This window comes from Xenorhabdus littoralis (genome assembly GCF_033949345.1).
GTDB lineage: Bacteria > Pseudomonadota > Gammaproteobacteria > Enterobacterales > Enterobacteriaceae > Xenorhabdus > Xenorhabdus littoralis.
The window spans coordinates 1-23,268 of the sequence record NZ_VCDP01000110.1 but is presented as its reverse complement, the minus strand read 5'-3'; the positions used below and the strand labels follow the sequence as shown (position 1 = coordinate 23,268).

Below are 23,268 nucleotides of genomic sequence, written 5' to 3'. Positions count from 1 at the left end.
TCGATTACCAACGGCAAGCAGCTCGCAATGGCTTCGCTGCCTGCTCCAACTGAGAAATGTTAAAGGTTACCTGCCTGCCATCGCTGCCCGTAATGGTCACCCGGTCACTGTTCATCAGGCGCTTGATTTCATCAATGCCCGGTAAGCCGCGACTGGATTCCCATACATAACCGTTTTCCCGCACGAACCATTCGGTACGGTACTGGGTTCGGTCCGTTGCTACAGTGACAGCCCCTGATTCCACGACTTTAGGCAGTGCCACCTGCAAACGGGTGATACTGTCAATGCAACTCAGCATTAATACGGGACGAGGAGGAGGAACGCCTATCGCGGGTGTGGTCAGGATAATCGGTGCTGCACCATTATCACCCTGTGTCACAATGAAGCCGGTAGAGTAATCAGTGCGTTTCATTTCCTGTTCCATCGCCTTCCGCCATGAAGCTCCCATGTTCTCGATTGAGATTTTTACCGTTTTGAACCTGAGGTTATTCAATGCGCCGTCATAACACGCCAGCCGGATAAGGGGAGACGGCTCAAAGCGACATTTTTGTAGTTCATCTAAATTTTGTTCTTCCTTTACCGCGACGGCTTCCGTCGGCTCCATAACCTCTGCAAGCTTGGGATTCCCTGCCAATGACGCGAGCAATGAACTGATAATTAAAACAATATTCATAATCTACACCCGTATTTAGCCAGTTTGTAAACCAACGTCCGCTGGGCAACGCCCAGACTTTGCGCAATCAATCTGGTGTCGTTGCCAAATTGACGCTGACGTTGAACCAACACGGCACTTTCAAATTCTTCTATGGCCTTTGGCAGATTATCGATATGACTGTAATCCACGGAGATACTGCTAATCGCCGCTGGGTTTTTCGATTCACTCAGGGAAGCCAGCAGTTCATCCAGTTGTTTTTCTTTCTGGCGTTGAACCTGAAATACCTGACGGATTTGGCGTAACTGCCCGCGCAGTTGTTCGAGTTCCTGCAACTTTTTCAGGCGATGCTGCATGACATGGCAATAAATGCCGAACATGTTTTCATTGTTAGTGAAATGGTGGACATTGTCGGCAAAAATGGCGATCACGCCGCAGGCCTGCCCGTTGCAGTCAAACAGGGGAATGCCGTACAGTCCGCAGTTATGCGGTAGCTCCGCAATAAATGTGCGGAAATAGGGATCGTCAATTCTTGCCCCGTGATTAAGGGAATCCCAGACGGTCGGGGTCCCCTTGCGCAAGACTTGTATCAGTGGGTTATTGACGTCACCAATGTCCACATGCAGCCGACGTGAGTTGGCTTGCTGAGGTTCCGGCAGGTTGTAGCATTCCAGCCTGTTTTCAGTGATGTTAAGCAGGAAAACCAACAGGGCATCAAAACGCGAGCTTTGGCTGACCAGCAAAAAGTGATCAACCAGTTGTTCTATAGTGTCATCTTCCAATAACGCTAACGCGCTTTTCAGCCGCTGTTTCATTATTCCGCCTCCTCAACCTCTGCCCGGAACTCGTGTTCTGCCACGGTTAAGCGAATCGCACTGATGGGTGTCCCCGCCGCCATTTTCTGCAACAGCAGTAATGAAACTGGCGGCAACAGTGCGCCATCAATAATGGATTCCAGCATACGGGCACCATTTTCCGCACGGGTAGCGCGTTGCAGGATCTCTTCTGAGACTTCATCGCTGATGGTGACTTCGGCGTTGAAGCGTTGGGTCAGCAGCGTATCCAGTCGGGCCAGTTTGCTCTGGATGATGGTTTTCAGTGTTTCATGACCCAGCGGCAGATAAGGGATCACTTCCATACGTGCCAACAGCGCGGGTTTGAAGAACGCGGCCAGTTCCGGATAAAGCTCATCGTTGATCTGCAAAGGATGCTCGGCATGATCGACGATGGTTTGATAACCCAGATTCGAGGTCAGGAAGAACACGATGTTTTTACAGTCGATGATGCGCCCTTCTCCGTCTGCCAGTTCCCCTTTGTCGAAAGCCTGATAGAACAGGTTCAGGACGTCAGGGTGGGCTTTTTCCACTTCATCCAGTAAAACAACGGAATACGGTTTCTGGCGGATAGCTTCGGTCAGCACACCACCTTCACCGTAACCCACATAGCCCGGAGGAGAACCAATCAGGCGGGAGACAGTGTGTTTCTCCTGAAACTCGGACATGTTGATAGTGGTCAGGTACTGACGGCCACCAAACATCAGTTCCGCAATTTGCAGGACGGTTTCGGTTTTACCGACACCACTCGGCCCCACCAGCAGGAATGCCCCTAAAGGACGACCCGGACGACGTAAGTCTGCGCGGGCGGTCAGCAGGTGTTTGTGCAGGCTCTGGATCGCAATGTCCTGCCCTTTGATGCTTTGTCCCAGATGAACAGGCAGTTCAGTCACGATGGACAGTTCACTCTGTGACAGGCGGTTCAACGGTACGCCGGTCCACTCGGCAATCACCGCAGCAATCTGGGTTTTGTCCACATGGGGGGAAACCAGCATTTGTTTCTGCTGTAGTTCTGCCAACTGTGCGTTAAGCGCCGCCAGTTTTTCGATTGCAGATTTTTCATCATTAACAGCGATTTCAGCAACAGTTTCGGCTGGCTCAACCGCTTCATTTTCTTCCGCATTTTCGCTGGTATTGTCAGCGACCAGCTCAGCCGGCGCATCGTCAGACAGTAATTGACTGCGCAATCCGATGATCTGCGTTACCAATTCCTGCTGCTGTTTCCAGCTAATTTCCAGTTCAACAAGTTGTTCCTGAACTTCTGTCTGCTGGTTTTTCAGCTCTTCCAACCGCTCAGCATGGACGTTCAATCCCATGCGTTGCTCTCTCTCCAGCACGTCGATTTCCATTTGCATCTGGTGCAGTTCGGTCGTCAGCGAGGAGATTTGGCGGGGTGGCGATGTCAGGTTAATGGCAACGCGGGCGCAAGCCGTATCCAGCACATCAATGGCTTTATCCGGCAGCTGACGACCGGAAAGATAACGGTCACTCAGTACCGCAGAGGATTTCAGCGCTTCATCATCGATCAGTACGCCGTGTGCCTGCTCATAAATGGCACGCAGGCCACGCATGATGACCGTTGCTTCATCCGCTGTTGGTTCGGAGACTTTCACCAGTTGGAAACGACGGGACAGAGCGGCGTCTTTTTCGAAATACTTTTTGTATTCGCTCCATGTAGTTGCCGCGATGGTTTTCAGTTCACCACGCGCCAATGCAGGTTTCAGCAGGTTGGAGATGTCCAGGCCACCCGCTTGGTTGCCCGCGCCAATCAGCGTATGGGCTTCATCAATAAACAGGATGATGGGTTGGGGCGACTGGCTGATTTCAGCCATGATGCCTTTGAAACGTTTCTCAAATTCACCTTTAACCGCTGCACCTGCCTGTAATGCGCCCAGATCCAGTGTCATCAATTCACTGTTGCGCAATTTATCCGGTACGCGATCGTTAATGATGCGCAGTGCCAGACCTTCAATCAGGGCACTTTTACCCACACCCGCTTCCCCCACCACGATAGGGTTGTTTTTGCGACGGCGGCAAAGAATGTCGATCATCAGATCGATTTCGTTATCACGGCACAGAACGGGATCAAGTTTGCCCTGACGAGCCTGCTCAGTCATGTTCTGGGTAAAACGGACCAGCAGGCTGTCGTTGTTCGCCGGATGTCCATTTACCGGATAACCCCCTTGCCCATCTTTATCGCTGGCAGTAAAAGGCTGCTCGGCAGAACCATTGGTCCATTCAGCAAAGTTCTGGCGCAGCAACTCGCGGTTAATGCCCGCCAGCAAACGCGCTGTTTGCGGAGCCAGATAACGCATCGGGCTGAACAATAACGCAATCAGCATAACGCCGCTGCGCAGTTCTGAGTGCTGCATCTCTGTCGAGGCCAACAGCCAGCTGTCCTGCAACCACTCCACCAGCATCGGGGAGAAATTCGGGTAATTCTGCACAATCGATTGATGATGAGTCATCATCTGATCGAGTTGTTCTTTCAGCAGATCTTTATCAATGTCTACTTTATTTAGGATCAGGCGCACATCACTGAGTGGAGTGTCGATCATGTGGAGAAGTAGTTGTGCAACCGTGATTTCGGGTTGTTGCTGACTGACGCAAGATGCTGCCGCCGCTTCCAGTGCATGGCGGGTCATCGGGTTTAAACGATTTACAAGAGTGGGCAGATCAATCTGAATCATGGCGACGTCCTATCTCAATAAGTTACTTAGCTGCTTTAATATGTCTTGTGTCTGATCACCGAGGCGGATGGCATAGAAACTGTAAATGGCCACCAGCAAACCCGCACTGATACAAAACAGGTGCTTGATAGTCCAGCGTCTGCTCAAGCGATAACGCGCATCACTCTCGTTGATATTGACATACAGCGTGGTCGGCGGAGCATCTCCGCGCAAGGAGTGAAGCTGTTGCTGCAAGCGACGGAACAGGCGGTCGAAGTCATCGCTTTTCTGGGTGCTGACTTTGTAACGTCCGCGATATCCCAGACAGAGGCAGAGATAAATGAACTCCAGCAGGTGCTGATAGCGTTGAGCCTCTCCCATTAAGCGTTCGAGCAGTACGAAGACTTTCTCACCCCCCCAGGTTTCGTTGTGGAAGTGAACCAACAGTGATTGTTTCAACCAGCCATTCTGACTGTTCCAGCCGTGCCCCAACGCAGTTTCATCAATGAAGGTGCACAGTACGTAACGAAATGAAACAATCGCGCCGGGTTCATAACCTTTGGTCTGCAAAAACTGTTCAATGGCCCGAATGTCAGTGACAACCTGCTGGTAAAGCTTGTCCGGCAGCGCCTGATCATTCATGTCCTGCAAACGCAAAACCATCCCCAGCAAAGGGGTGGCAGCATCGATCATCGAGTTGAGGCTTTCACCACGCAACGGTAGCTGATACTGGCGCTGAAACGTCTTCAACGTTTCAGACTTTTCCAGTGACAGACTGTCAACATTGATATCACTCATGATTATTCCTTACCGCCCCTGATAGCCCAGAGCTGCATATCTAAGTCAGGGAAATCCCCTGATACGTGGAATGCGATGGAATTCCCCTGCTGGATCTCTTTCCATGCCGGACTCTTCTGATCCAGACGGAAATAGGTATATCCGGAGTGATACGGCAACTGGCGAGGTGCTGCGGACAGTGCAATCAATGGCACACCCGGCAACTGAACGCTGACCAGATCGCGAATTTTTTCCATCGAAGTGACTTTGGTTTGCTGGACGAATTGACGACGCAATTGTTCCTGCGGTGTGCTGGCGCTGATTGCCAGTACGAATTCAGCTTTGCGCAGCAGATCGTTGTCGTGGAGCGTTGCCACCCGGATGCCGCCTTCATTCTGTTTCAGGGCGATAGAGGTTGCACGCGGCGTCAGAACAACGTTCAGCGCATCACGGATTGCATGCATCGCATCCTGGAAGGTGTCTGTCAGGTTATTGTGATCGTATGCCAGTACATTTCCCGGCAGACGGCTGGCATCGGTGAACGTTCTCAGCTCACCACAAGTCTGGAGCAGCTCGGTATAGAGATACAAAGGATGCAGAACGGTCTGTTTTGCATAATGGTTGTATAACGGCTGAACGCGGTTCAGCAATTGCAGCATCATAAATTCAGCCACATCCGCAACCCCTTGCTGACCCGGTGAACCGATACGTTTGGCCAGTGTTCTTGAACGTTCTGTCAGCAGGCCGTCAATTTCCACCATGAAACGTTTGAGTTTATCGGCCACAAAGATAGACAAACATGTCGGAATGAATTCGTTATCCAGAACGATGGTGCCATCTTTTTGCTTTTCTTTGATGCGGCACAGCGGAATCGCCGTGTAAGCGCTCATGTCCTCAGAACCTTGCATCAGGACTGGCGTCAACTGGGCAAGGTTAAGGGCGAAGGAGTCACCACCTTTGGTATGCAGGTCACGGACATCAGTCGGCAGCTCACGATAACGCACGGCGCTCTGAATTTCCGCATCCCGATCAGCAATTTCCCGGATGGTATCGCTGGACATGGGTAACGCCAGATAGATATCTTTACTTTTCAGATCGTTGATGTTTTCGATATCCAGCGGTTTTGGCAGCAAATCCTGACTTGGCGCAGAAAAGATAGTGCCATCCGACATAATGCCACTGGCTTCGGTGATCCCGATGCGTCCCAGTTTGAGCAAGTCATCATTGATGCTCAGGGAGCTGAAACCGTGAGCATAAGGTGTCAACACAGAAACCAGACTATGTGCCAGATAATCAATGTGTTTTTGTTGTTGCTGAAAATGTTGGGGCTTGATGAATAATCCTTCGTGCCAAATCACCCGATTTTTACCCGGCATGATTACTCCTCCTCTTTCCTAAGTTCGACGTCGTTATTTCTGACATGCACCAAGATGTGGTAATGGCGGCCGATGTCTTTTACTCGGATGATCTTTTTCCATTCAGACTGATTTGCATCTGCATAGTGAACGATGACACCGATGTAACGGTTCTTTTTTTCCAATGCGATTATTTCCAGAGGCTTGTATTGCCCCGGCAATAAGGTGTAGTCCTGATGATCGATATAGTTTTTCCCCAGTGTCTTTTCGATTTTGTCGCTTTCAAGCTGGTCGTAATCGGCAGCCAGAAAACGTGAGTCTTCACTGAGGTAAACCAGATTCATTTCAACAGGGGCCGCTTCACCACTTTCATTGGGGTTAATGTTGGGTTCGGCCAGCAATGTAATGTTGGCAACAGAGGGTTGATCATCAGGTTTCCCTACTGGTGTAGAAGGGTCCCAGATGACCTGCCCCACTTTTTTGGTTGCGTTCCATGCACTGCTACAGCCGTTCAACAACATTACTGACAGCAATAAAATCCCTACAGCCCATATACGGCGACTAGCGGAATGTATCATTGCCGGATTCCTCCAAGCCCTGACGTAATGCACGGTCATAAGCCTGCTCATACACCTCGCGGAACAGCTTTTCGAACCCTTGCTGGCGGCTGGAAGCTAATTCGCGGTAATAGTTGGTGTACATTTCCCATGCCCACGAGGCATCTTTGTCTCTGGTTTCGTTACTGCGGCGATAATGTGAGAACCGGCGCAGCAGTTGATCCGGAGAAAAGGCTTCCAGCATGGTGTCCAGCGCGGCAGAAATAGCCGTGCGGTTGGCCTGATAATGCAGTTGCAGGTTTTGCAGACTCTCCGCTACCGCTGCCGGTGCCGACAAGTGAACCGGGCTTTTCTGATCTGAAAACATCACCTGCATGGTCGTGTCATAATCCATGTTCAGGCGCAGCGGGTTATCTTCGATAGGGCGAAGTTGTTTATCACGCAGCCCGTGCTGTTCGCGCTGAAGAGCCAATAGCCCTTCAATGGCGGCTTTCATGGTTTTGCCCATCTCTTGCAGAAAATCATTCGCCTGCTGGCTGTCATGCAAAGGCAACCGGGCTTTCAGACCACGCATAAGAGGAGTAATGGCAACATGATCAACATCCATATCTTCGTACTGACGATCGGAAGCGATATCCGGTAAATCAAGGAACTCCTGATCCATAACACTGCCTCGGTTATCAGAAATAGGGTTAGCAAATGGAGGTGATTGGTAATGATCCGGCGGCAGAAGCTGTTCCGTGTCATCAGCCTCAACCTGCGGTTTCAATGTAGTCAGGCTCTCACTGTCAAGTACTCTGAGAGGGTCATCACTGAAACGGTGCATCACCGTCGGAGCAATACTTTCATCGTGAGCAAACACGGATTTTTGTACCGGAGCACCTTCCATCATGGCATCCAGCGGATTTCTGTAACTGGAAACCAAAGATTCAGGCGAGACAGTCGAAGGATCAACGCGATCAGTGTCAGAAAAACTGATGTGGATCTTGATTGATAAACTGCCTACTTTAATTTGGTCGCCTTGCTGCAAACGAATCAAACTCGACTGAGGCGTCAAAGTTGCATTGTTGATTTGAACGGGATCAGCAAGAACTTGCAGGCAAAATGCCCCATCGTGCCACTTAATGGCGAATTGTGATGGGTGAATATTGCCCTGCTGATCCTGCACAGACCAAAGGTGGCTTTCACTGCTACCGACCGTACCGCCCTGTGTCGAAAACTGGTAACTGGCGGCTTTACCACTTTCCAGCTGTTCACTGTTCAGAACCCGCAATGAAAGGGTTGGTTGATGTTTTTCCATAGTCGTTATTCCATAACTGAAATTGTGACAAAGGGTTTCTTTTCCGGTTCGCCGAGAAAACTGGTCCACCCCAGATGGTTATTTTGCTTCGCCCCCAATACCATGCCGCTGACCTGATTTTCAGCCAGACCAAGACGCAGTTCCCAAGCGAACTGGCTGCGCATGACGAAAGAAATGAACATCACCAAAGGAAGGTAGTTCTTTCCATCAGGCAGGAATGACAGGAATCGATCACGGGTCAAGTCATTGATGCTGAGCAGGAATTTTCCGCTGTAATCCCCGACCCATGAACCGATGGTGAAGTTTTGCCCCAATACGGATAGCTCGGTATCACCGATTTTCTGTCCTTTATTGGTGCCCCCCAGACGATTCTGCTGATCCATTGGGATCGTCACTTTTCTGAATTGCCAGCCGTGCAACGTGACATCCTGCAAATCAAAACAGTGGGAAACGAGGCTGCATATGACTTCTGGTGAACGACCGGGGCTTGCCAGCAAGCCGGCATATGCCAGCATTTTGCTGTGGTTAATGTTCAGCATCCGGCGGTTGACATCACTGCCCAACCCGACGAGAGAGAACATGCGTTGGGAAAAGTTATCTTCCCCACCCTTCTTGAAGCAGATGTAATAGCGGTATTTCCGCCAGATCTGATGCAGGAGCGTAATTAAGCGATGGTTGAAAAGGTTGAGAAAATCCGTCAGGCGGTTTTCTCCCTGAGCATCTTCCCATGCCAGTGAATCCAGATAGTAACCTGGCATCGGAGACTGGCTGCCGTGCAAGCCCATAAAGGAAACTTCCAGTTCAAAGTATCCTTTCTTGGACTGCGCGAGTGAGATGACGTCACGAGTCGGAAATGCCAGACTGGCACTGGATCGGAAACGAACAGACTCCAGATCGGGACGATCTGTCTCTCCGGTTTTCTCCCACGCTACCGCAAGCTGATTAAGTAACTCAACCAACTGGTAAAAGTTGTATTGTGAGATGTCCAATGCCAACGGTGTGGCAGGGTCCTGCTCAGTGATTACATCAACGAGTGTTGACCTATCTGTACCGGCCATTCATAACATTCCTGATTATCTAGATTGATTACCTTCAACATATGAAAAGCATTGACGCTGGCATACAGTGAGAAAAACCGTGACAGAATCGTACTGAACAGATAAAGCTCACCTTCTGAGCTGAATGCCTGCTGCCGGATATACAGCGTTGAGCGCAATCCACGCACAGGCTGTCCACGGAACAGACGATCCGTCGGTTCTGTTTCAATCTTTTCAATGGCATCAAGCCGTTTCTGCGATGAGCGTTTAGACTGTCGGTTGTGGATACTTGGGAAATCGTAAGTACGCAGTACCTGTTTCAGTGCGTCCTTATCCAGCAATGACATGTAGTTCAGCGACATGTTTGACAGCAGTGACCAGTGCAAACCGCCATCCAGCAGCGGATAGAGAGGCACTGACGGCCGTGTGATATTGCGGAATGTCGCAAATGACGGACTGCCGATAGAAGGATAATTAATGTCGCCGACACGCAGCTCTAACGGTAATTCGCGGTTAGTACAGGTCAAGCTGATAGAGACATTCTCTTTCAGTTTGAGTCTGATCAACTCTGACTCATCTCCCCGCACAAATGAGATGAAATGTTCCAATCCTCTGCGAAAAGGCGATTCTGCCACACGAAGGCGGTAGTAACGCATTGAACGTTCGTCTTCGTTATCAATCTGGTGATTGAAACTCTCAAACGGGGTATAAACCCGCTCGCCAATACGCGCGCGGCTACGTTCACCATTTTCGCCGGTCAACCAGCTTTCTACGCCATCAATGGAGAAAATATCGTAGTTATCCGGGAAACTGTAACTGGCTTTCAGTGGATATTCAGTCTGGCTGCCATTGAGTTCAATCGCTTCACTGTCCATTGGGAACAGGTTGATTGCCGGTGTGCAGTGCAGACGGAAAGTATCATGACGGATCTTCACTTCTGGCGGCAGTGCCTGAGAAAAATGTAAATTCAGTTTGAAATCTTTCGTCTTGAGATCTTCAGGCAGTTTCGGAATGCCTTTTACATCAAAAAACTGGAAGCTTTCCGCAAAGCAGAAATATTCCTGCAAAATGCGATAACCCATATAGGCGTTTTTCGGGTAAGGCAACAGCGCATCTTCCCGCTCAAATCCCACGGGCACAAAGTCAAAATTCGGCAGAGGGATTACCGTATCGCCCACCACCAATTCCGCTTTTCTGAAGTAATAGCAGAGCCAGAAATAGAGCTGAGACGTAGTATAGTTATCACCACTCAGATAAAAGCGCAGCTTGTCCAGTTCCAGTTCATGCAGGTTCAGCTCGGTTTTAGACGCAAAATTCAGGCCGATGACCCCGTTTTCATTACTGTTGTTAACGGTAATATCACGGATAGACAGCGGAAACAGCCAAACATCGCGGCAAAGCGTGAAAGTACAACGACCATGATCGGCTTTTTTCCCGCCCGACTTTTCATTCGAATAAATATCATCTTGAGTTGACAGCGTGTGGCTCATAATCTGGGTGCCACGCTTGACCTGTGTCGCTTTCGTCACCACGCTCTCATCAGGGGTATACTCGATGATGGTCATGCTTGGGGTTGGGCGCAGATAATTCGGCCAAAGCATATTGAGCAGGCCATGAGTCAATTCAGGGAATTGATCATCAATTTTTGCCCGCAGATTGCCTGTCAGGAATGCAAACCCTTCAAGCAATCGCTCAACGTCGGGGTCAGAACCTTGTTCTGACAGAAATGCGGCAAGATGAGGACGCTCAACTGCGGCTTCTTTTCCCAGTTGTCGCAGATAGTTCAGCTCATCCCTGAAATATTTTTCAAATGACATTTATTAAGTTCGCTCCAAGCAATAGCGCCGGTTGTTATCCAACTGGATGCTGAATTCCACAAGGTCGTTGATATCATCCAGAGAAATTTCAGCGCTGATATGAAAGCTCAACAGCAACGGATCTGAGTCATCATTGGTAGCGCTGACAGAAACCGCTGATATTCTGGGCTCATAATTTCTGATGCACTCTTCAATCGCCCATTCGATACTTTGCTTGAAATCCACCGATGTCGCAGTCGCGTCATTAAGATCAATGACACCCAAATCAACGGCACTCTGACAGGCACCGGGACGGGAGTTCAGAACTTCATTCAAATGCTTCCTGATAGAATCAAGCAGTGAACGCATCCTTGACTGACGGGAAGAGCCGGAGCTCTTCCCTTGAATGCGCTCGAACAGACTGGCAGAGCTGCCTCTGTTCCAACTGTACAGCGCAGCCATAATTATTCCTTATCCAAACGTCCAACCAGAGACAGTTCGAAGCTTGCACCCATGTATTTGAAGTGCGGGCGAACCTGCAACGCAACCTGATACCAGCCTGGATCGCCTTCAACATCCAGAACCTTGATTTCAGCAGCGCGCAGAGGACGACGGCTACGAACGTCAGTTGGCGGGTTTTCCTGATCAGCAATGTACTGTTTCAGCCACATGTTCAGTTCACGCTCCAGATCCTGGCGCTCTTTCCAAGAACCGATCTGTTCACGCTGCAACACTTTGATGTAGTGAGCCAGACGGTTGATGATGAACATGTACGGAAGCTGCGTACCCAACTTGTAGTTGGTTTCTGCATTTTTGCCTTCACGGGTATTCGGGAAAACTTTTGGCTTCTGAACCGAGTTTGCAGAGAAGAATGCGGCGTTATCGCTACCCTTACGCATGGTCAGGGTGATGAAACCTTCTTCTGCCAGTTCAAATTCACGACGGTCAGTGATCAGAACTTCAGTCGGGATCTTCGCCTGAACCTGACCCATTGCTTCGTACAGGTGAACAGGCAGATCGCTCACAGCACCACCGCTCTGTGGACCGATGATGTTCGGACACCAGCGATATTTAGCGAAGCTGTCAGTCAGGCAGCTTGCCAGTAAGTATGCAGTGTTGCCCCACAGGAAATGTTCGTGGTCACGGCTGACATTTTCCTGATAGTTGAAGTTTTTGATTGGGTTTTCAACGTTGGAATAAGGCAGACGCAGCAAGAAACGTGGTGCTGTCAGGCCTAAGTAACGTGAATCTTCAGATTCGCGCAGCGCACGCCATTTAGTATGTGAAGGGCCTTCGAAGACAGACTTCAGATCTTTGATAGCGGGCAGATCGGTAAATTTGTTAACACCAAAGAATTCAGGTGAAACAGAAGACAGGAATGGCGAGTGAGCCATTGCGCCTACTGCACTGACGTACTGCATCAGCTTAATGTCAGGTGTTGAATTATTGAATGCATAGTTACCGATGACGGCAGCAACAGGTTCACCACCGAACTGGCCGTAACCTGTGGAGTAAACGTGCTTGTAGAAACCGGACTGAATAATTTCAGGCGAGAATTCAAAATCTTCCAGCAGCTCATCTTTAGTGGCATGAATGATGTTGATTTTGATGTTTTCACGGAAATCAGTGCGATCCACCAGAATTTTTAGTGAACGCCAGGAAGATTCCAGTTCCTGGAATTGCTTAGCGTGCAGAATTTCATCCATCTGCTCACTCAGCTTTTTATCCAACTCAACGATCATTTTATCAACCAGCAGTTTGTTGATAGGTTCTTCGTTAGAGCCAGTATCCAGAATGCTACCGATAAATGCGGCAACGCCTTGCTTAGCGATGTAGTAGCCGTCATTTTCCGGAGTCATTCTCGCTTGAGACATAATCTCATCAAGCAGGGAGGTCGTTGCGCCAGAAGCAATAGCTGTGCTGTTTTCTTCGTGCTGAGCCATTTAAAAATTCCTTTAACCAGTTATTTTTTATTGACGATTTCGAGTTCTTTCAGGAGTTGCTCACGAACAGATTCATCATCCAGCAGTGACTGCAAGCGAGAACGAAATGCCGGGATATTTCCCAATGGACCTTTTAATGCAACTAATGCCTCACGAAGTTCGAGAAGTTTATTTAATTCAGGGACTTTCTTCGCGACATTATCTGGTGAAAAATCACTCAGTGATTTTATTTCCAGATTCACTGGCATGTCTTCTTCGCTTTTTTCATCGAGGCGATTAGGAACGTTAAAAGTCAGATTGATGTTTGCTTCATTCATTACGGCATTAAAGTTGTTCTTATTGACAGAAACTGTTTGCCGCTCTTCAATTGGCGTATCTTCTGTCTTTCCTTTCAGGTCACCAACAACGAGAAGATTCAGAGGTAATTCAACTTCTGCGGTCTGGTCACCGGTATTAGGAACATACTTAATATTAATTCTTTCTTTCGGAGCTACGCTACCTGGACTATTCTTACTCATATTTGAATCCTTTGGCTAATACAACCATGAACTGTCTAACAACCCATTATTGGTGAGAGAATGATTCCAATGTTTACCCATATGACAAATACAGCAGATCTCCCCAAAAAATAGGCTAAAAGAAGACACCCGTATTTGTGGGCACGAATATATTTATATCAACTTATATCAATTTATATAGTTAAATATTCAGATATATCCTATTCAACTGTGAACCAGTTGTGGAAATAACATCGATATTAAAAACCGTCAAGTTCGAGTTTGACACTTTATTTTTTTGATGTAAAGCCGAAACACAAATTGATAAACCCCTCTATTTAAGCTTTTAATCTATTAATATCAACCTATAGCAAGTTATAAACATTTTTTTCTGCAAAAATAGAGAAAAGTTTGGTTTTACTCTTTGTAAGAACGTGTGGGGCGATTACCTGTAAGTTTTATTAGAGAGAATATTTTTCATCTTTCATCGAATAAAATATAACCTGATGATCGTGGATAATCATTATGGTCAATATCATTTTTTATTTTATTTGGATTAATTATATCCCATTACAATCCGAATTATTTCAATTTTTTGATCTAGTTAACACTTTTGGGATGATCATAAAAAACATTTAATAACAAAATAAAAAACACTTAATTTTCAACTGGTTAAACTCATGAGAAAATAACCGGTTATTTTTAAACCAGTTAAACAAGCTTATTTTTTATAAACACTCAGCCATAAATGTTACATCAGCAATGATTATAAAATTTTTATTTGTCATTGAATTAGAGTGCCTGTTGCATTTTTCAAATGACTTTGCATTAGACAATTTCAGCTTTATTATTCGCTCCGAGTGTTTGGCAAGCGAGAATTTCATTTGATTGATGAATGGAATCATCACGCAAGGAATGAACACTTACACTTATATTGGTAAAATTTTATAGGATATTCATATGCCAACTCCATGTTATATTTCCATCAACGGAAAAACTCAAGGTCATATTACTGCTGGCGCATTCACTGCTGAATCCGTAGGTAATATCTTTGTTCAGGGTCACGAAGACGAAATGCTGGTTCAAGAATTTGACCACATTGTTACTGTTCCAACTGACCCACAGTCAGGACAGCCTTCTGGCCAGCGTGCGCATAAGCCATTCCGCTTTACCGTTGCATTGAATAAAGCAGTTCCTCTGCTTTACAACGCATTGGCTTCTGGCGAAATGCTGCCTACCGTAGAACTGAAATGGTACCGTACTTCTATCGAAGGTAAACAAGAGCATTTCTTCTCTACTAAACTGGTAGATGCAACTATCGTTGATATCGACTGCAAAATGCCACACTGCCAAGATCCAGCAAAATCTGAATTTACTCAGTTAGTTCGTGTTTCTCTGTCTTACCGTAAGATTGAGTGGGAACACACTACTGCTGGTACTTCTGGTGCTGACGACTGGCGTGCGCCAATTGTTGCTTAATATCTTATTCATTAAATATTAAGTAATAATCCTTCAGCCAATGAATATTATTCATTGGCTGAATCAATAGGATATATCTTAAAACCCCCGCCAATTTACTTTAATTCCTGCTTTTCTCTTTTATATTTGTTTTTCCGATTTTTTCTCAATGCCAGATTTTTATATAGTAATTATTTTCACAATGAATAAAGATGGATAAATACATAATTGCATCTGTGATTAACGAATAAGAAACCATCTGATTCGAAAAAACTCCTTATCTTGTGTTTTATTTACCTTCCCTCCAAATCCTTCCATTAAAATGACATAAGTAAAACTTTTAAATAAAAAATACAAAATAAATCCAGAGTTTCAATGCCTTCTCATTACCCTGCTTAAATCTTGACTAAACCCAAATTGGATTTCACTTAACTCCTCATAACGCATTAATACATAACTAAAATGAATTATCATAAATAACTAAAGTAAATTTATAACTACAAATGATAGTTCAGATCAGAAATTGATCATTAATCAGAGCAACATAAAATATTTTCTATGCTTTAATGCCTAATTAATAGACTAGGAAGTTTAAACCTAACCCAACACGATACATTTCCCATCAACTATTGTCATTTGGGTGTTCCCATGATTAAAAGGACTGCAATTTTCATCTTATTGTCTACTTCACTTCAGGTATGCGCCTCACCTGACGTGCTTAACTCTACTTTCCCTACAGATGAAACGAGAAGAACTTTACAAGACAGTTCAAGGGAAATAGATCAATTAATTGAAGAACGCCGCCATCAGGGGTTCACTAATCGCACGGACAGCCTTTCACCACAAACCGTTTCCCCGGAGCTGGTAGAAGCTCCGCCATGTTTGGCGATCAGCGGTGTTTATCTTCAAGGCATTACGTTGCTCTCTCTGAGTGAGTTAAATACTCTCAGCGCATTGCCCGAGGGTTGTATCACCAGCAACGACATCAATAAGCTATCAGCAGAAATTACTAACCTTTATATTGCCAAAGGCTATATTACGGCACGGGTACAATTTATCCCCCCCAACCCGAATGGTGAGTTGGGAGTCAATGTTGTTGAAGGTTTTGTCGAGGCGATAAAAGGAGAAGATCGCCGGGTCAATAGCCAGATGCTATTTCCGCACCTGACGAATAATCCACTCAATCTAAACCAGCTTGATCAAGGGCTAGATCAGGCGAATCGTCTGCAATCAAACAAAGTAACCCTCGATATTCTGCCCGGTACAGTCAATGGTGGTTCTATCATCAGGCTGCATAATCGGCATTCCTCCCCGTGGAGAATAACCACTACAACCGATAATTATGGGCAAAAGAGTACAGGGAAATGGATCACGCGGCTAAATACCAGCGTTGATAGCCCATTGGGATTATCTGACTTTGTCAGCCTCAACGGCAGCAGCACCGTTGATAAACCCGGGACTCAATACAATCGCGCTTATACTCTGTTCTATTCGCTCCCGTATGGGCCGGTGACTTTCAGTGGATTTAACAGCTATTCCCAGTACACCGGTCATCCATGGTTACAGAATCGCTCAGTCAAGATACACGGGAATTCACAGCAAACAGGTGTTCGTACCGATTGGGTCTTTCATCGTAGCCAATCGCAAATTAGTACATTAAACACCCAGCTGGTTTATAAGAATTACAACAACTATTTTCAGGACGCCAAAATCACCGTCAGTAGCCAGACATTGAGTATTCTCGAACTGGGTATTAACCATTTACAGCTCATCCCGTCAGGGCTGATCTCCCTCAATATGAGTATTGAACAGGGTATGCCGTGGTTTGGGCACCAAACCTCAACCTCTAACCTGAATAAACAATTTACCAAAGGGAAATTGTCGGCAAATCTACAGCAGCGTTTCACCCTCTTTGATGTGCCTTATCAATTTAATAGCCAATTTTATGCTCAGTACAGTCGAAGTGGGCTACCGGGTGTTGAGTGGATCAATGTGACCGACCGTAATGCGGTGCGAGGATTCAGCAAAAATACGTCGTCGGCTGATAACGGCTGGTATTTGAAAAATACCCTTTCCCACTCAATACCCATTGCCAAAGGCTCACTTTCACTGCGTACCGGTGTGGATGTCGGCCGAGTTAAAGACTATCGCAGTCAGGATGACTGGAAAAGTAGTGCCGGATTGAGCGCGGGTCTGACACTGCGTTATCAGCACCTGTTTGCGGATGTTGAAGTAAGCCGGGGCAAATTCCTTTCTCACCAAAATAGGAACACGGATGAACCTATGAAACTGTTAACCCGCTTTTCTTACACTTTTTAGTTTTTTGATCCATTTGACGTTTTTTTAACCGCAGTCAGTTGAGGGGATTATCCCCTGAACGCTGTACATGGCAATAAAGAAAGTAGATAAAGGTAATAATATGAAAAGTAAAATATTTAAGTTATCTCTCACAGGAAAGCTCGCGGCTTCCATGGCCATTATTCTGGCAACCTGTTCAGTCAGTTTTGCCAATGGAATTACCCCTGGAGGCGATGCCGCACACAGCCCGGATATTATCCAGGAGGGCCTTGGAGCAACGGTGATAAATATCGTTGCACCTTCCGAATCCGGGTTATCGCATAACCAATATCAGGATTTCAACGTCGATCAAGCGGGAGCGGTGTTCAATAACGCTCTGGAGGGCGGGATATCACAACTGGCAGGCGAATTATCTGCCAACAGCAACCTGAACGGGCAGGCTGCAAGTGTGATCTTGAATGAGGTTATTAGCCGTAACCCTTCGTTCTTGCTCGGAGAACAGGAAGTGTTTGGCATCGCCGCCGATTATGTGCTGGCAAACCCCAACGGCATCACCTGTAACGGCTGTGGTTTTATCAATACCAATCAAGCCTCATTGGTTGTCGGTAATCCGCTGGTGGAAAATGGCAACCTGCAAGGTTTCAACACCTTTGATAACCAAAATGCCCTGCATATCAAAAATAATGGCTTGTCCCATAATGATGTCCTGAACTTGATTGCGCCAAAAATTAACAGCAATGGTCAGGTCGTTACGTCGAAAACGCTCAATATCACGACAGGTAATAACAAGATCACCACCGATGGCCGTATCTTGGATTCACAACAAGCGGGCGTTAGCGCACTCGACAGTTATTATCTTGGCAGTATGCAGGCCGGACGCATTCGTCTGCTGAACACAGCGGAAGGAAGCGGAGTCAATCTGCAAGGCAAGATGACCACCGATGACGGCATTGATATTGAATCCTACGGTGATGTGAAGTTGGAAGCCGCTACTCTGACAGGTGGAGATATTACCTTGAAAGGTAATAACGTGCTGTCTCAGGGACATCTGAATCAATCTTCATCAGACAAAACGGGCAGTGATAATGACCAAGGCTACTTCAGTGGCGTTTATACCGCAAAAAAGCAAATCAGTGAATCTGTTACCCGTACTCAATTGACAGGCAAGAACATCACACTGATCGCCAAACAAAATAATCAAGTCATGGCTACCGACATTGATGGGGATAATGTCAAACTGAGCGGTGCCAATTTGAAACTCGATGGTCAACAACTGCATCAGCTTCACAACGGCACCAACAATCAATGGAACATAACTTGGCAGTATGATGTCACCAATGAAAGTGAAGAATTTCAGCAAGAAACCAATACCATTAAGGCTCGTGAAAATGTCCAACTGACGGCCAGTGAAGGCAATGCAGAGATACTTGGCAGCAAAATCAACGCCGGTAATCAGTTATCCGTCTCCGCCCGGAAAGATGTAAAACTGGCGAGTCTGGTCGAGTCAGAGACGACCGTAGAGAAAGGCTATAAAAAGAATCATACTGCGGCATTGCAGACCGGTCACTGGAACAAGGTTAATACCACTCAGAGAAGCGTCAGCAATGAGTTGAGCTCAGGCGGTGATTTAGGCATCAAGGCGGGCGGAAATGCTGACATTACCGGGACTCACCTTAACTCAGGCAAAAACATGATTGTTTCTGCGGGTGAGAAAACCAATATTACCGTCCAATCCCTCGTTGATAACCAAACTCTCGCCAAGGATAAAACGTATTGGGGCGGTTTTGCTGGCGGCAGCAAGAAAGATAACCACGATAAATCAGAAACGCATCATATTTCCGAAGTGACGGCGGGCGGACATTTACTGTTGACCAGCGTAAATGGTATCACCATTACAGGCAGTAAAGTCAAAGCCCAAAAAGGGGCCTATGTTGAAGCCAATGATGGGCAATTAACGATTGATAACGCCGTCAGCCACACCTATAAAGAGGTGGATGAGAGAAAGGGGACTATCTTCAATATCACCAAAAATACTAATCAGGAACAGAACAAGCAGCAAAAATCTTCCGGCAGTCATTTGAGTTCTGATGCAGACCTGAAATTACTCAGCAATGAAGATATCAACGTCATTGGCAGTCTGGCGAAAAGTGCCGGTGAACTGAAACTGAATACTTCAGGCAATATCAATATCCTGAATTATGGTGAGAAAAATCAGTACCAACAGGAAAAAACCAACCTTGACTTGCAGTATTATGCGAAAGATACAAAAGATAAACAATACCGTGCCGGCGGCGGTTTTAAACATATTCTCGATAAACAGAAAAACGAAAGTACAAAGCAACAATCATCTGAATTGAATGGTGGCAAGCTCACGGTAAATGCAGGTAAAAATGTGACTGTTGCAGGCTCCACTCTGGTGACAACGCAGGGTGATGCGAAAATCTCCGGGGATAACTTCGCTTTGCTGGCAGGAGAAAACAGCACATCAACATTAACTTCACAAGAAAAACTGAACAGCGGCGTGTTTTTCACCGGCGGCATGGACAAATTCGGCAGCGGTGTTGAAGGTGTCTATAACAGCAATAGTCAATCCCAGAACCAGACAACGGCAAGCGTGGCGAAAACCCAAGTCAATGGCGACCTTGAACTGAATGCAACGGGAGAATTGAAGCAACAAGGTACTGATCACCAAGTACAGGGCAGCTATCAGGCCAATGCTGCCAGCATTAAGAATGTGGCAACTGCCAACACAGAATCCAAGTCGACCAATCAATTACAGGTAGGCGGTGAAATCGGTGGTACAGTTGATTACAGTGCAACAACCCGTCCAGTGGAAAAAACGGTCCAAGCTGCCACAGATAAGAAACTGGATACCGCCATCACAAAAACGGGCCTGCCTAATGCGGGTATTGAACTGGCAATGAATGGCAATAGCCATTACACCAATAACCATCAATCCAATGCGGTGGTGACTACCATTAAAGCCGGCGATATCAAGGTAACAACGAATGGTGACGTCTACGATCAAGGTACGCAATATAAAGCCAATAAAGGCAGTGTATCGTTGACCGCCGGCAGCCATACCAGTGAGGCCGCTTTCAATCACCAGAACAACCGGACTTCTGACACCACAGGTAATGCCAGCTTGCGTGTTTACACTACAACAGGCGCTGATATTTCCGTCAACGGCAAAGGCAGTGGCAGCTATAAAGAAACATCCGATAGCAATACTAACGCCGTTACCAGCGACATCAATGCCAAAAACGGTATTAATATCCAAGTGACCAGAGATGCACGCTACCAAGGCACATCAATGGATGCGGGCAAGGGTTCAGCCGACGTTGGTGCTGGTGGAAATATCCAGTTCAATCAAGCCACCAACCGCAACGAGCAAAAAAACAGCGGCTACAATGGGGACATTTCCCTGACCGTGGGAACCAATCCTGATGGCAAGAATTTCAGCGGCAGCTTGGGAGGCGGTTATAACACCGACAACCAGAACAAAACTACCGCTCAAACCAGTACCATCAAAGGTGGACAGGGTGTCAATCTGGATGCGGGCAATAATCTGGCCTTACAGGGCGCAAATGTTTCAGGCAAACAAGTCGATTTAACCGCACAGCGTGGAAAAATCGACCTGACTTCGGCCCAAGATACAGCCAATGCCAATGGTTGGAATGTCGGTGCTAAAGCTAAAGGCGGCATGTCTTCCGCAGTCCGCAAAAATGAAGGGGGCAATAGCGCAGGTGGCAACACGGCAACAGCGGCAACAGACGATCCGGCTAACAAAATCATCGACAGCAAATATAACATTGGCGGTGAATTGAAATTCGGAGTCAACCAACTGGATCAAACCACTCACCGTAACACACAGGTTTCCGGCGGCAATGTCGTATTGACCAGTGCGGGAGATACTTCGCTCAAAGGCGCTAATGTGACTGCGGATCAGGTAACAGGTAACGTTGGCGGCAATTTCAATGTCGAAAGCCTCAAAGACAGCACTCATAGCCTGAATGTCGGCCTGGATGCTGGCTTGGGTTACAGCAAAACCGTCAAGGGAGATGATCCTTCTAAACTGGCCCCTCCTACCGACAGAACTGAAACCGCTGCCGCCGATAATGCCAAAGCCAAAGAAGCACCAAGCCTGAAAGATCAACTGACCGCTACGTTCAAGGGCTACAATGGCAAACTGAAAGGCAATTACGATACCCTCGAGCGCGAAGCGGTAGGTAAGCAAACAACGCTGACCGGTACTCAGGCAGTTGATCTGAATATCTCTGGGAACACTTACCTAACAGGTGGAAAAATTGACAGCGCACAAGGGCCTGTCACAGTGAATACCCAGCACATTAATCAACAATCTGTAACGGGATACGACAAAGGCAGAAACTTGGGTGCTAACGTACCAGACTCCATCGCAAATCTGGTTGTCTCTGCACAAAAAGACATTTTTTCCGGTAAAGTGCCTTTTATGAAAAATGAAAGTCACGACACGGAGCTTTCAACTGTCCACAGTGAAATTAAGGGTCGTCAATTAGATTAATCATGATCGACGATTGATCTTCTGTACGGTAGTCAAGCTCACGGCTACCGTACTTTTTAGCCGCCCTTCCCCTATTGCCTTTTCCATTTTGCCTGTTACTCTTTTTTCTCATACATATATAGCGAATGAATTTCATCACTATTTAACTTCATATTTAACTCCATATAGCTCCATATAATGAGTAACATTAGGCACGACCAGATTTAAGGGGATTTCATGCCAAGTGACCGCGAAAAAAGGGAACAAACCCGTGCAGGAAAAGAACGCACACCGTTAAAGAAAGGGCTGCATAGCAGTAAAAGGGCGCTTTTTGTAACGATCCGTATTAGCAATGCTATTCGCCGCATTCCTTTTATTGCCCACTTGATTCGGGCAGCACAACGCTTCAATGACCGGATGGGAAGCCAGTTTGGTGCTGCAATCACCTATTTCTCATTCTTGTCGCTGATCCCAATCCTCATGCTTTCTTTTGCCACCGCAGGTTTTGTGCTGGCATCCAATCCTGACTTGCTAACACGTTTAATCAATGGCATCGCCAATAGTATCAGTGATCCCGCTCTCGCCAATACGCTGAAAAATAGCGTGGATACGGCCGTCAATCAAAGAACGACCGTGGGATTGACAGGTCTGGCGATCGCACTTTATTCGGGCGTGAATTGGGTTGGTAACTTACGCGAGGCGATCCTCGCTCAGTCCCGTGAAGTTTGGGAACGACATCAGGCTGATAAAGAGAAAATCTACTTCCAATATATTCGCGATTTCTTCTCCTTATTCGGACTTTTATTTGCGTTAGTCATGACCCTTTCGCTGACCTCCATCGCAGGATCAGCCCAAGCGACCATCGTCCATGCCCTCGGTCTGGAAGGCATAGAATGGCTTCGCCCTGCATGGACATCGATTGGCATGACCATTTCCATTTCTGCCAATTATTTATTATTCCTGTGGATACTGTGGATCTTGCCGCGTCATCGGCCTGAAAGAAAAGCGCTGTTCAAAGGAACCTTAATAGCGGCCATTGGATTTGAAATCATCAAATATGTCATGACGATGATGCTACCACGCCTTGCCAGCTCTCCCTCTGGTGCCGCTTTCGGCTCAGTCATTGGCTTGATGGCATTCTTCTATTTCTTCGCCCGCCTGACACTGTTTTGTGCCGCGTGGATCGCCACCGCCGAGGAGAAGAAACCCGAGTAAATCTCTGGATATTAATATTTTTGCTGTACCTACACTCCCGCACCAAAGCGGGGATGCTTCATCAGAAGCATTTCACAAAAAACCAAAAGGAATCATTTTATGCCATTTGTAAACATCAAAATTACCCGCGAAGGCGCCACCGCTGAGCAGAAAAAACAACTGATTGAAGGTGCAACCCAACTGCTGGTAGACGTACTTGGAAAAAATCCGGCAACGACTTTTGTGATCATTGATGAAGTAGAAACAGATAACTGGGGAATTGGAGGGAAGAACGTAACTGAGTTAAGGGCGGCAGCGAAAGTAAAGCCGTAAGGTAATCATTTTATATCTAATAAACCCGAATTCCGTTTAAGCCGTCA

17 protein-coding genes are annotated in these 23,268 nt (G+C 46.9%); 5 read left to right on the top strand and 12 right to left on the bottom strand.

Annotation, left to right across the window (positions count from 1 at the left end):
* Positions 1-4: 4 nt before the first annotated feature.
* Genes vasI through tssB form a run of 12 tightly spaced genes read right to left on the bottom strand, consistent with a single transcriptional unit; the run spans position 5 to position 13,437 of the window.
* The gene (vasI, locus tag FE394_RS18035) at positions 5-673 is read right to left on the bottom strand and encodes a type VI secretion system-associated protein VasI (RefSeq protein ID WP_319927717.1); all 669 of its coding nucleotides are present in this window, start codon (positions 671-673) and stop codon (positions 5-7) included.
* Positions 670-1,467, bottom strand: coding sequence for a Fis family transcriptional regulator (locus FE394_RS18030; protein WP_319927716.1), 798 nt, complete (start codon positions 1,465-1,467; stop codon positions 670-672). The genes vasI and FE394_RS18030 overlap by 4 nt, the downstream gene beginning before the upstream one ends.
* On the bottom strand, positions 1,467-4,175 hold the full coding sequence (tssH, locus tag FE394_RS18025) for a type VI secretion system ATPase TssH (protein ID WP_319927715.1): 2,709 nt from the start codon (positions 4,173-4,175) through the stop codon (positions 1,467-1,469). Before tssH ends, FE394_RS18030 begins: the two co-directional genes overlap by 1 nt.
* A gap of 9 nt (positions 4,176-4,184) precedes the next feature.
* Positions 4,185-4,952, bottom strand: coding sequence for a type IVB secretion system protein IcmH/DotU (gene icmH / locus FE394_RS18020; RefSeq protein ID WP_319927714.1), 768 nt, complete (start codon positions 4,950-4,952; stop codon positions 4,185-4,187).
* A gap of 2 nt (positions 4,953-4,954) precedes the next feature.
* Positions 4,955-6,307, bottom strand: a complete 1,353-nt coding sequence (gene tssK / locus FE394_RS18015) for a type VI secretion system baseplate subunit TssK (protein ID WP_319927713.1) — start codon at positions 6,305-6,307, stop codon at positions 4,955-4,957.
* A gap of 2 nt (positions 6,308-6,309) precedes the next feature.
* On the bottom strand, positions 6,310-6,864 hold the full coding sequence (tssJ, locus tag FE394_RS18010; RefSeq protein ID WP_319927712.1) for a type VI secretion system lipoprotein TssJ: 555 nt from the start codon (positions 6,862-6,864) through the stop codon (positions 6,310-6,312).
* Complete coding sequence (tagH, locus tag FE394_RS18005; protein ID WP_319927711.1) at positions 6,848-8,143, bottom strand: type VI secretion system-associated FHA domain protein TagH; 1,296 nt, start codon at positions 8,141-8,143, stop codon at positions 6,848-6,850. Before tagH ends, tssJ begins: the two co-directional genes overlap by 17 nt.
* Positions 8,144-8,148: 5 nt before the next feature.
* Positions 8,149-9,201 carry a type VI secretion system baseplate subunit TssG gene (gene tssG, locus FE394_RS18000; protein WP_319927710.1) on the bottom strand — a complete coding sequence of 351 codons (1,053 nt, stop codon included), beginning with the start codon at positions 9,199-9,201 and terminating at the stop codon, positions 8,149-8,151.
* Positions 9,165-10,997 carry a type VI secretion system baseplate subunit TssF gene (gene tssF, locus FE394_RS17995; protein ID WP_319927709.1) on the bottom strand — a complete coding sequence of 611 codons (1,833 nt, stop codon included), beginning with the start codon at positions 10,995-10,997 and terminating at the stop codon, positions 9,165-9,167. The genes tssG and tssF overlap by 37 nt, the downstream gene beginning before the upstream one ends.
* Before the next feature lie 3 nt (positions 10,998-11,000).
* Positions 11,001-11,438, bottom strand: coding sequence for a type VI secretion system baseplate subunit TssE (tssE, locus tag FE394_RS17990; RefSeq protein WP_319927708.1), 438 nt, complete (start codon positions 11,436-11,438; stop codon positions 11,001-11,003).
* Positions 11,439-11,440: 2 nt separating this feature from the next.
* Complete coding sequence (tssC, locus tag FE394_RS17985) at positions 11,441-12,919, bottom strand: type VI secretion system contractile sheath large subunit (protein ID WP_319927707.1); 1,479 nt, start codon at positions 12,917-12,919, stop codon at positions 11,441-11,443.
* 20 nt (positions 12,920-12,939) lie between these two features.
* Positions 12,940-13,437: a type VI secretion system contractile sheath small subunit gene (gene tssB, locus FE394_RS17980; protein WP_319927706.1), complete on the bottom strand. Its 498-nt coding sequence runs from the start codon at positions 13,435-13,437 to the stop codon at positions 12,940-12,942.
* Positions 13,438-14,376: 939 nt separating this feature from the next.
* Between tssB and FE394_RS17975 the strand changes: the two genes are divergently transcribed.
* The 5 genes from FE394_RS17975 (at position 14,377) to FE394_RS17955 (ending at position 23,221) form a co-directional block, all read left to right on the top strand.
* Positions 14,377-14,895, top strand: coding sequence for an Hcp family type VI secretion system effector (locus FE394_RS17975; RefSeq protein WP_319927705.1), 519 nt, complete (start codon positions 14,377-14,379; stop codon positions 14,893-14,895).
* 627 nt (positions 14,896-15,522) lie between these two features.
* Positions 15,523-17,193, top strand: coding sequence for a ShlB/FhaC/HecB family hemolysin secretion/activation protein (locus FE394_RS17970; protein ID WP_319927704.1), 1,671 nt, complete (start codon positions 15,523-15,525; stop codon positions 17,191-17,193).
* 100 nt (positions 17,194-17,293) lie between these two features.
* Positions 17,294-21,715: a hemagglutinin repeat-containing protein gene (locus FE394_RS17965; protein ID WP_319927703.1), complete on the top strand. Its 4,422-nt coding sequence runs from the start codon at positions 17,294-17,296 to the stop codon at positions 21,713-21,715.
* A 216-nt stretch (positions 21,716-21,931) separates the two neighbouring features.
* On the top strand, positions 21,932-22,909 hold the full coding sequence (gene yhjD / locus FE394_RS17960; protein WP_319927702.1) for an inner membrane protein YhjD: 978 nt from the start codon (positions 21,932-21,934) through the stop codon (positions 22,907-22,909).
* Between the two features lie 99 nt (positions 22,910-23,008).
* A complete protein-coding gene (locus tag FE394_RS17955; protein WP_333783472.1) occupies positions 23,009-23,221 on the top strand; it encodes a 4-oxalocrotonate tautomerase family protein in 213 nt (70 codons plus the stop codon).
* Positions 23,222-23,268: the final 47 nt, after the last annotated feature.

Bases quoted from the DNA above. Each gene is read 5' to 3' on its own strand.
- vasI (WP_319927717.1), bottom strand. From the start codon at position 673: ATGAATATTGTTTTAATTATCAGTTCATTGCTCGCGTCATTGGCAGGG.
- FE394_RS18030 (WP_319927716.1), bottom strand. From the start codon at position 1,467: ATGAAACAGCGGCTGAAAAGCGCGTTAGCGTTATTGGAAGATGACACT.
- tssG (WP_319927710.1), bottom strand. From the start codon at position 9,201: ATGGCCGGTACAGATAGGTCAACACTCGTTGATGTAATCACTGAGCAG.
- tagH (WP_319927711.1), bottom strand. From the start codon at position 8,143: ATGGAAAAACATCAACCAACCCTTTCATTGCGGGTTCTGAACAGTGAA.
- FE394_RS17975 (WP_319927705.1), top strand. From the start codon at position 14,377: ATGCCAACTCCATGTTATATTTCCATCAACGGAAAAACTCAAGGTCAT.
- tssB (WP_319927706.1), bottom strand. From the start codon at position 13,437: ATGAGTAAGAATAGTCCAGGTAGCGTAGCTCCGAAAGAAAGAATTAAT.
- tssJ (WP_319927712.1), bottom strand. From the start codon at position 6,864: ATGATACATTCCGCTAGTCGCCGTATATGGGCTGTAGGGATTTTATTG.
- yhjD (WP_319927702.1), top strand. From the start codon at position 21,932: ATGCCAAGTGACCGCGAAAAAAGGGAACAAACCCGTGCAGGAAAAGAA.
- FE394_RS17965 (WP_319927703.1), top strand. From the start codon at position 17,294: ATGAAAAGTAAAATATTTAAGTTATCTCTCACAGGAAAGCTCGCGGCT.
- tssH (WP_319927715.1), bottom strand. From the start codon at position 4,175: ATGATTCAGATTGATCTGCCCACTCTTGTAAATCGTTTAAACCCGATG.
- tssF (WP_319927709.1), bottom strand. From the start codon at position 10,997: ATGTCATTTGAAAAATATTTCAGGGATGAGCTGAACTATCTGCGACAA.
- FE394_RS17970 (WP_319927704.1), top strand. From the start codon at position 15,523: ATGATTAAAAGGACTGCAATTTTCATCTTATTGTCTACTTCACTTCAG.
- tssE (WP_319927708.1), bottom strand. From the start codon at position 11,438: ATGGCTGCGCTGTACAGTTGGAACAGAGGCAGCTCTGCCAGTCTGTTC.
- FE394_RS17955 (WP_333783472.1), top strand. From the start codon at position 23,009: ATGCCATTTGTAAACATCAAAATTACCCGCGAAGGCGCCACCGCTGAG.
- icmH (WP_319927714.1), bottom strand. From the start codon at position 4,952: ATGAGTGATATCAATGTTGACAGTCTGTCACTGGAAAAGTCTGAAACG.
- tssK (WP_319927713.1), bottom strand. From the start codon at position 6,307: ATGCCGGGTAAAAATCGGGTGATTTGGCACGAAGGATTATTCATCAAG.
- tssC (WP_319927707.1), bottom strand. From the start codon at position 12,919: ATGGCTCAGCACGAAGAAAACAGCACAGCTATTGCTTCTGGCGCAACG.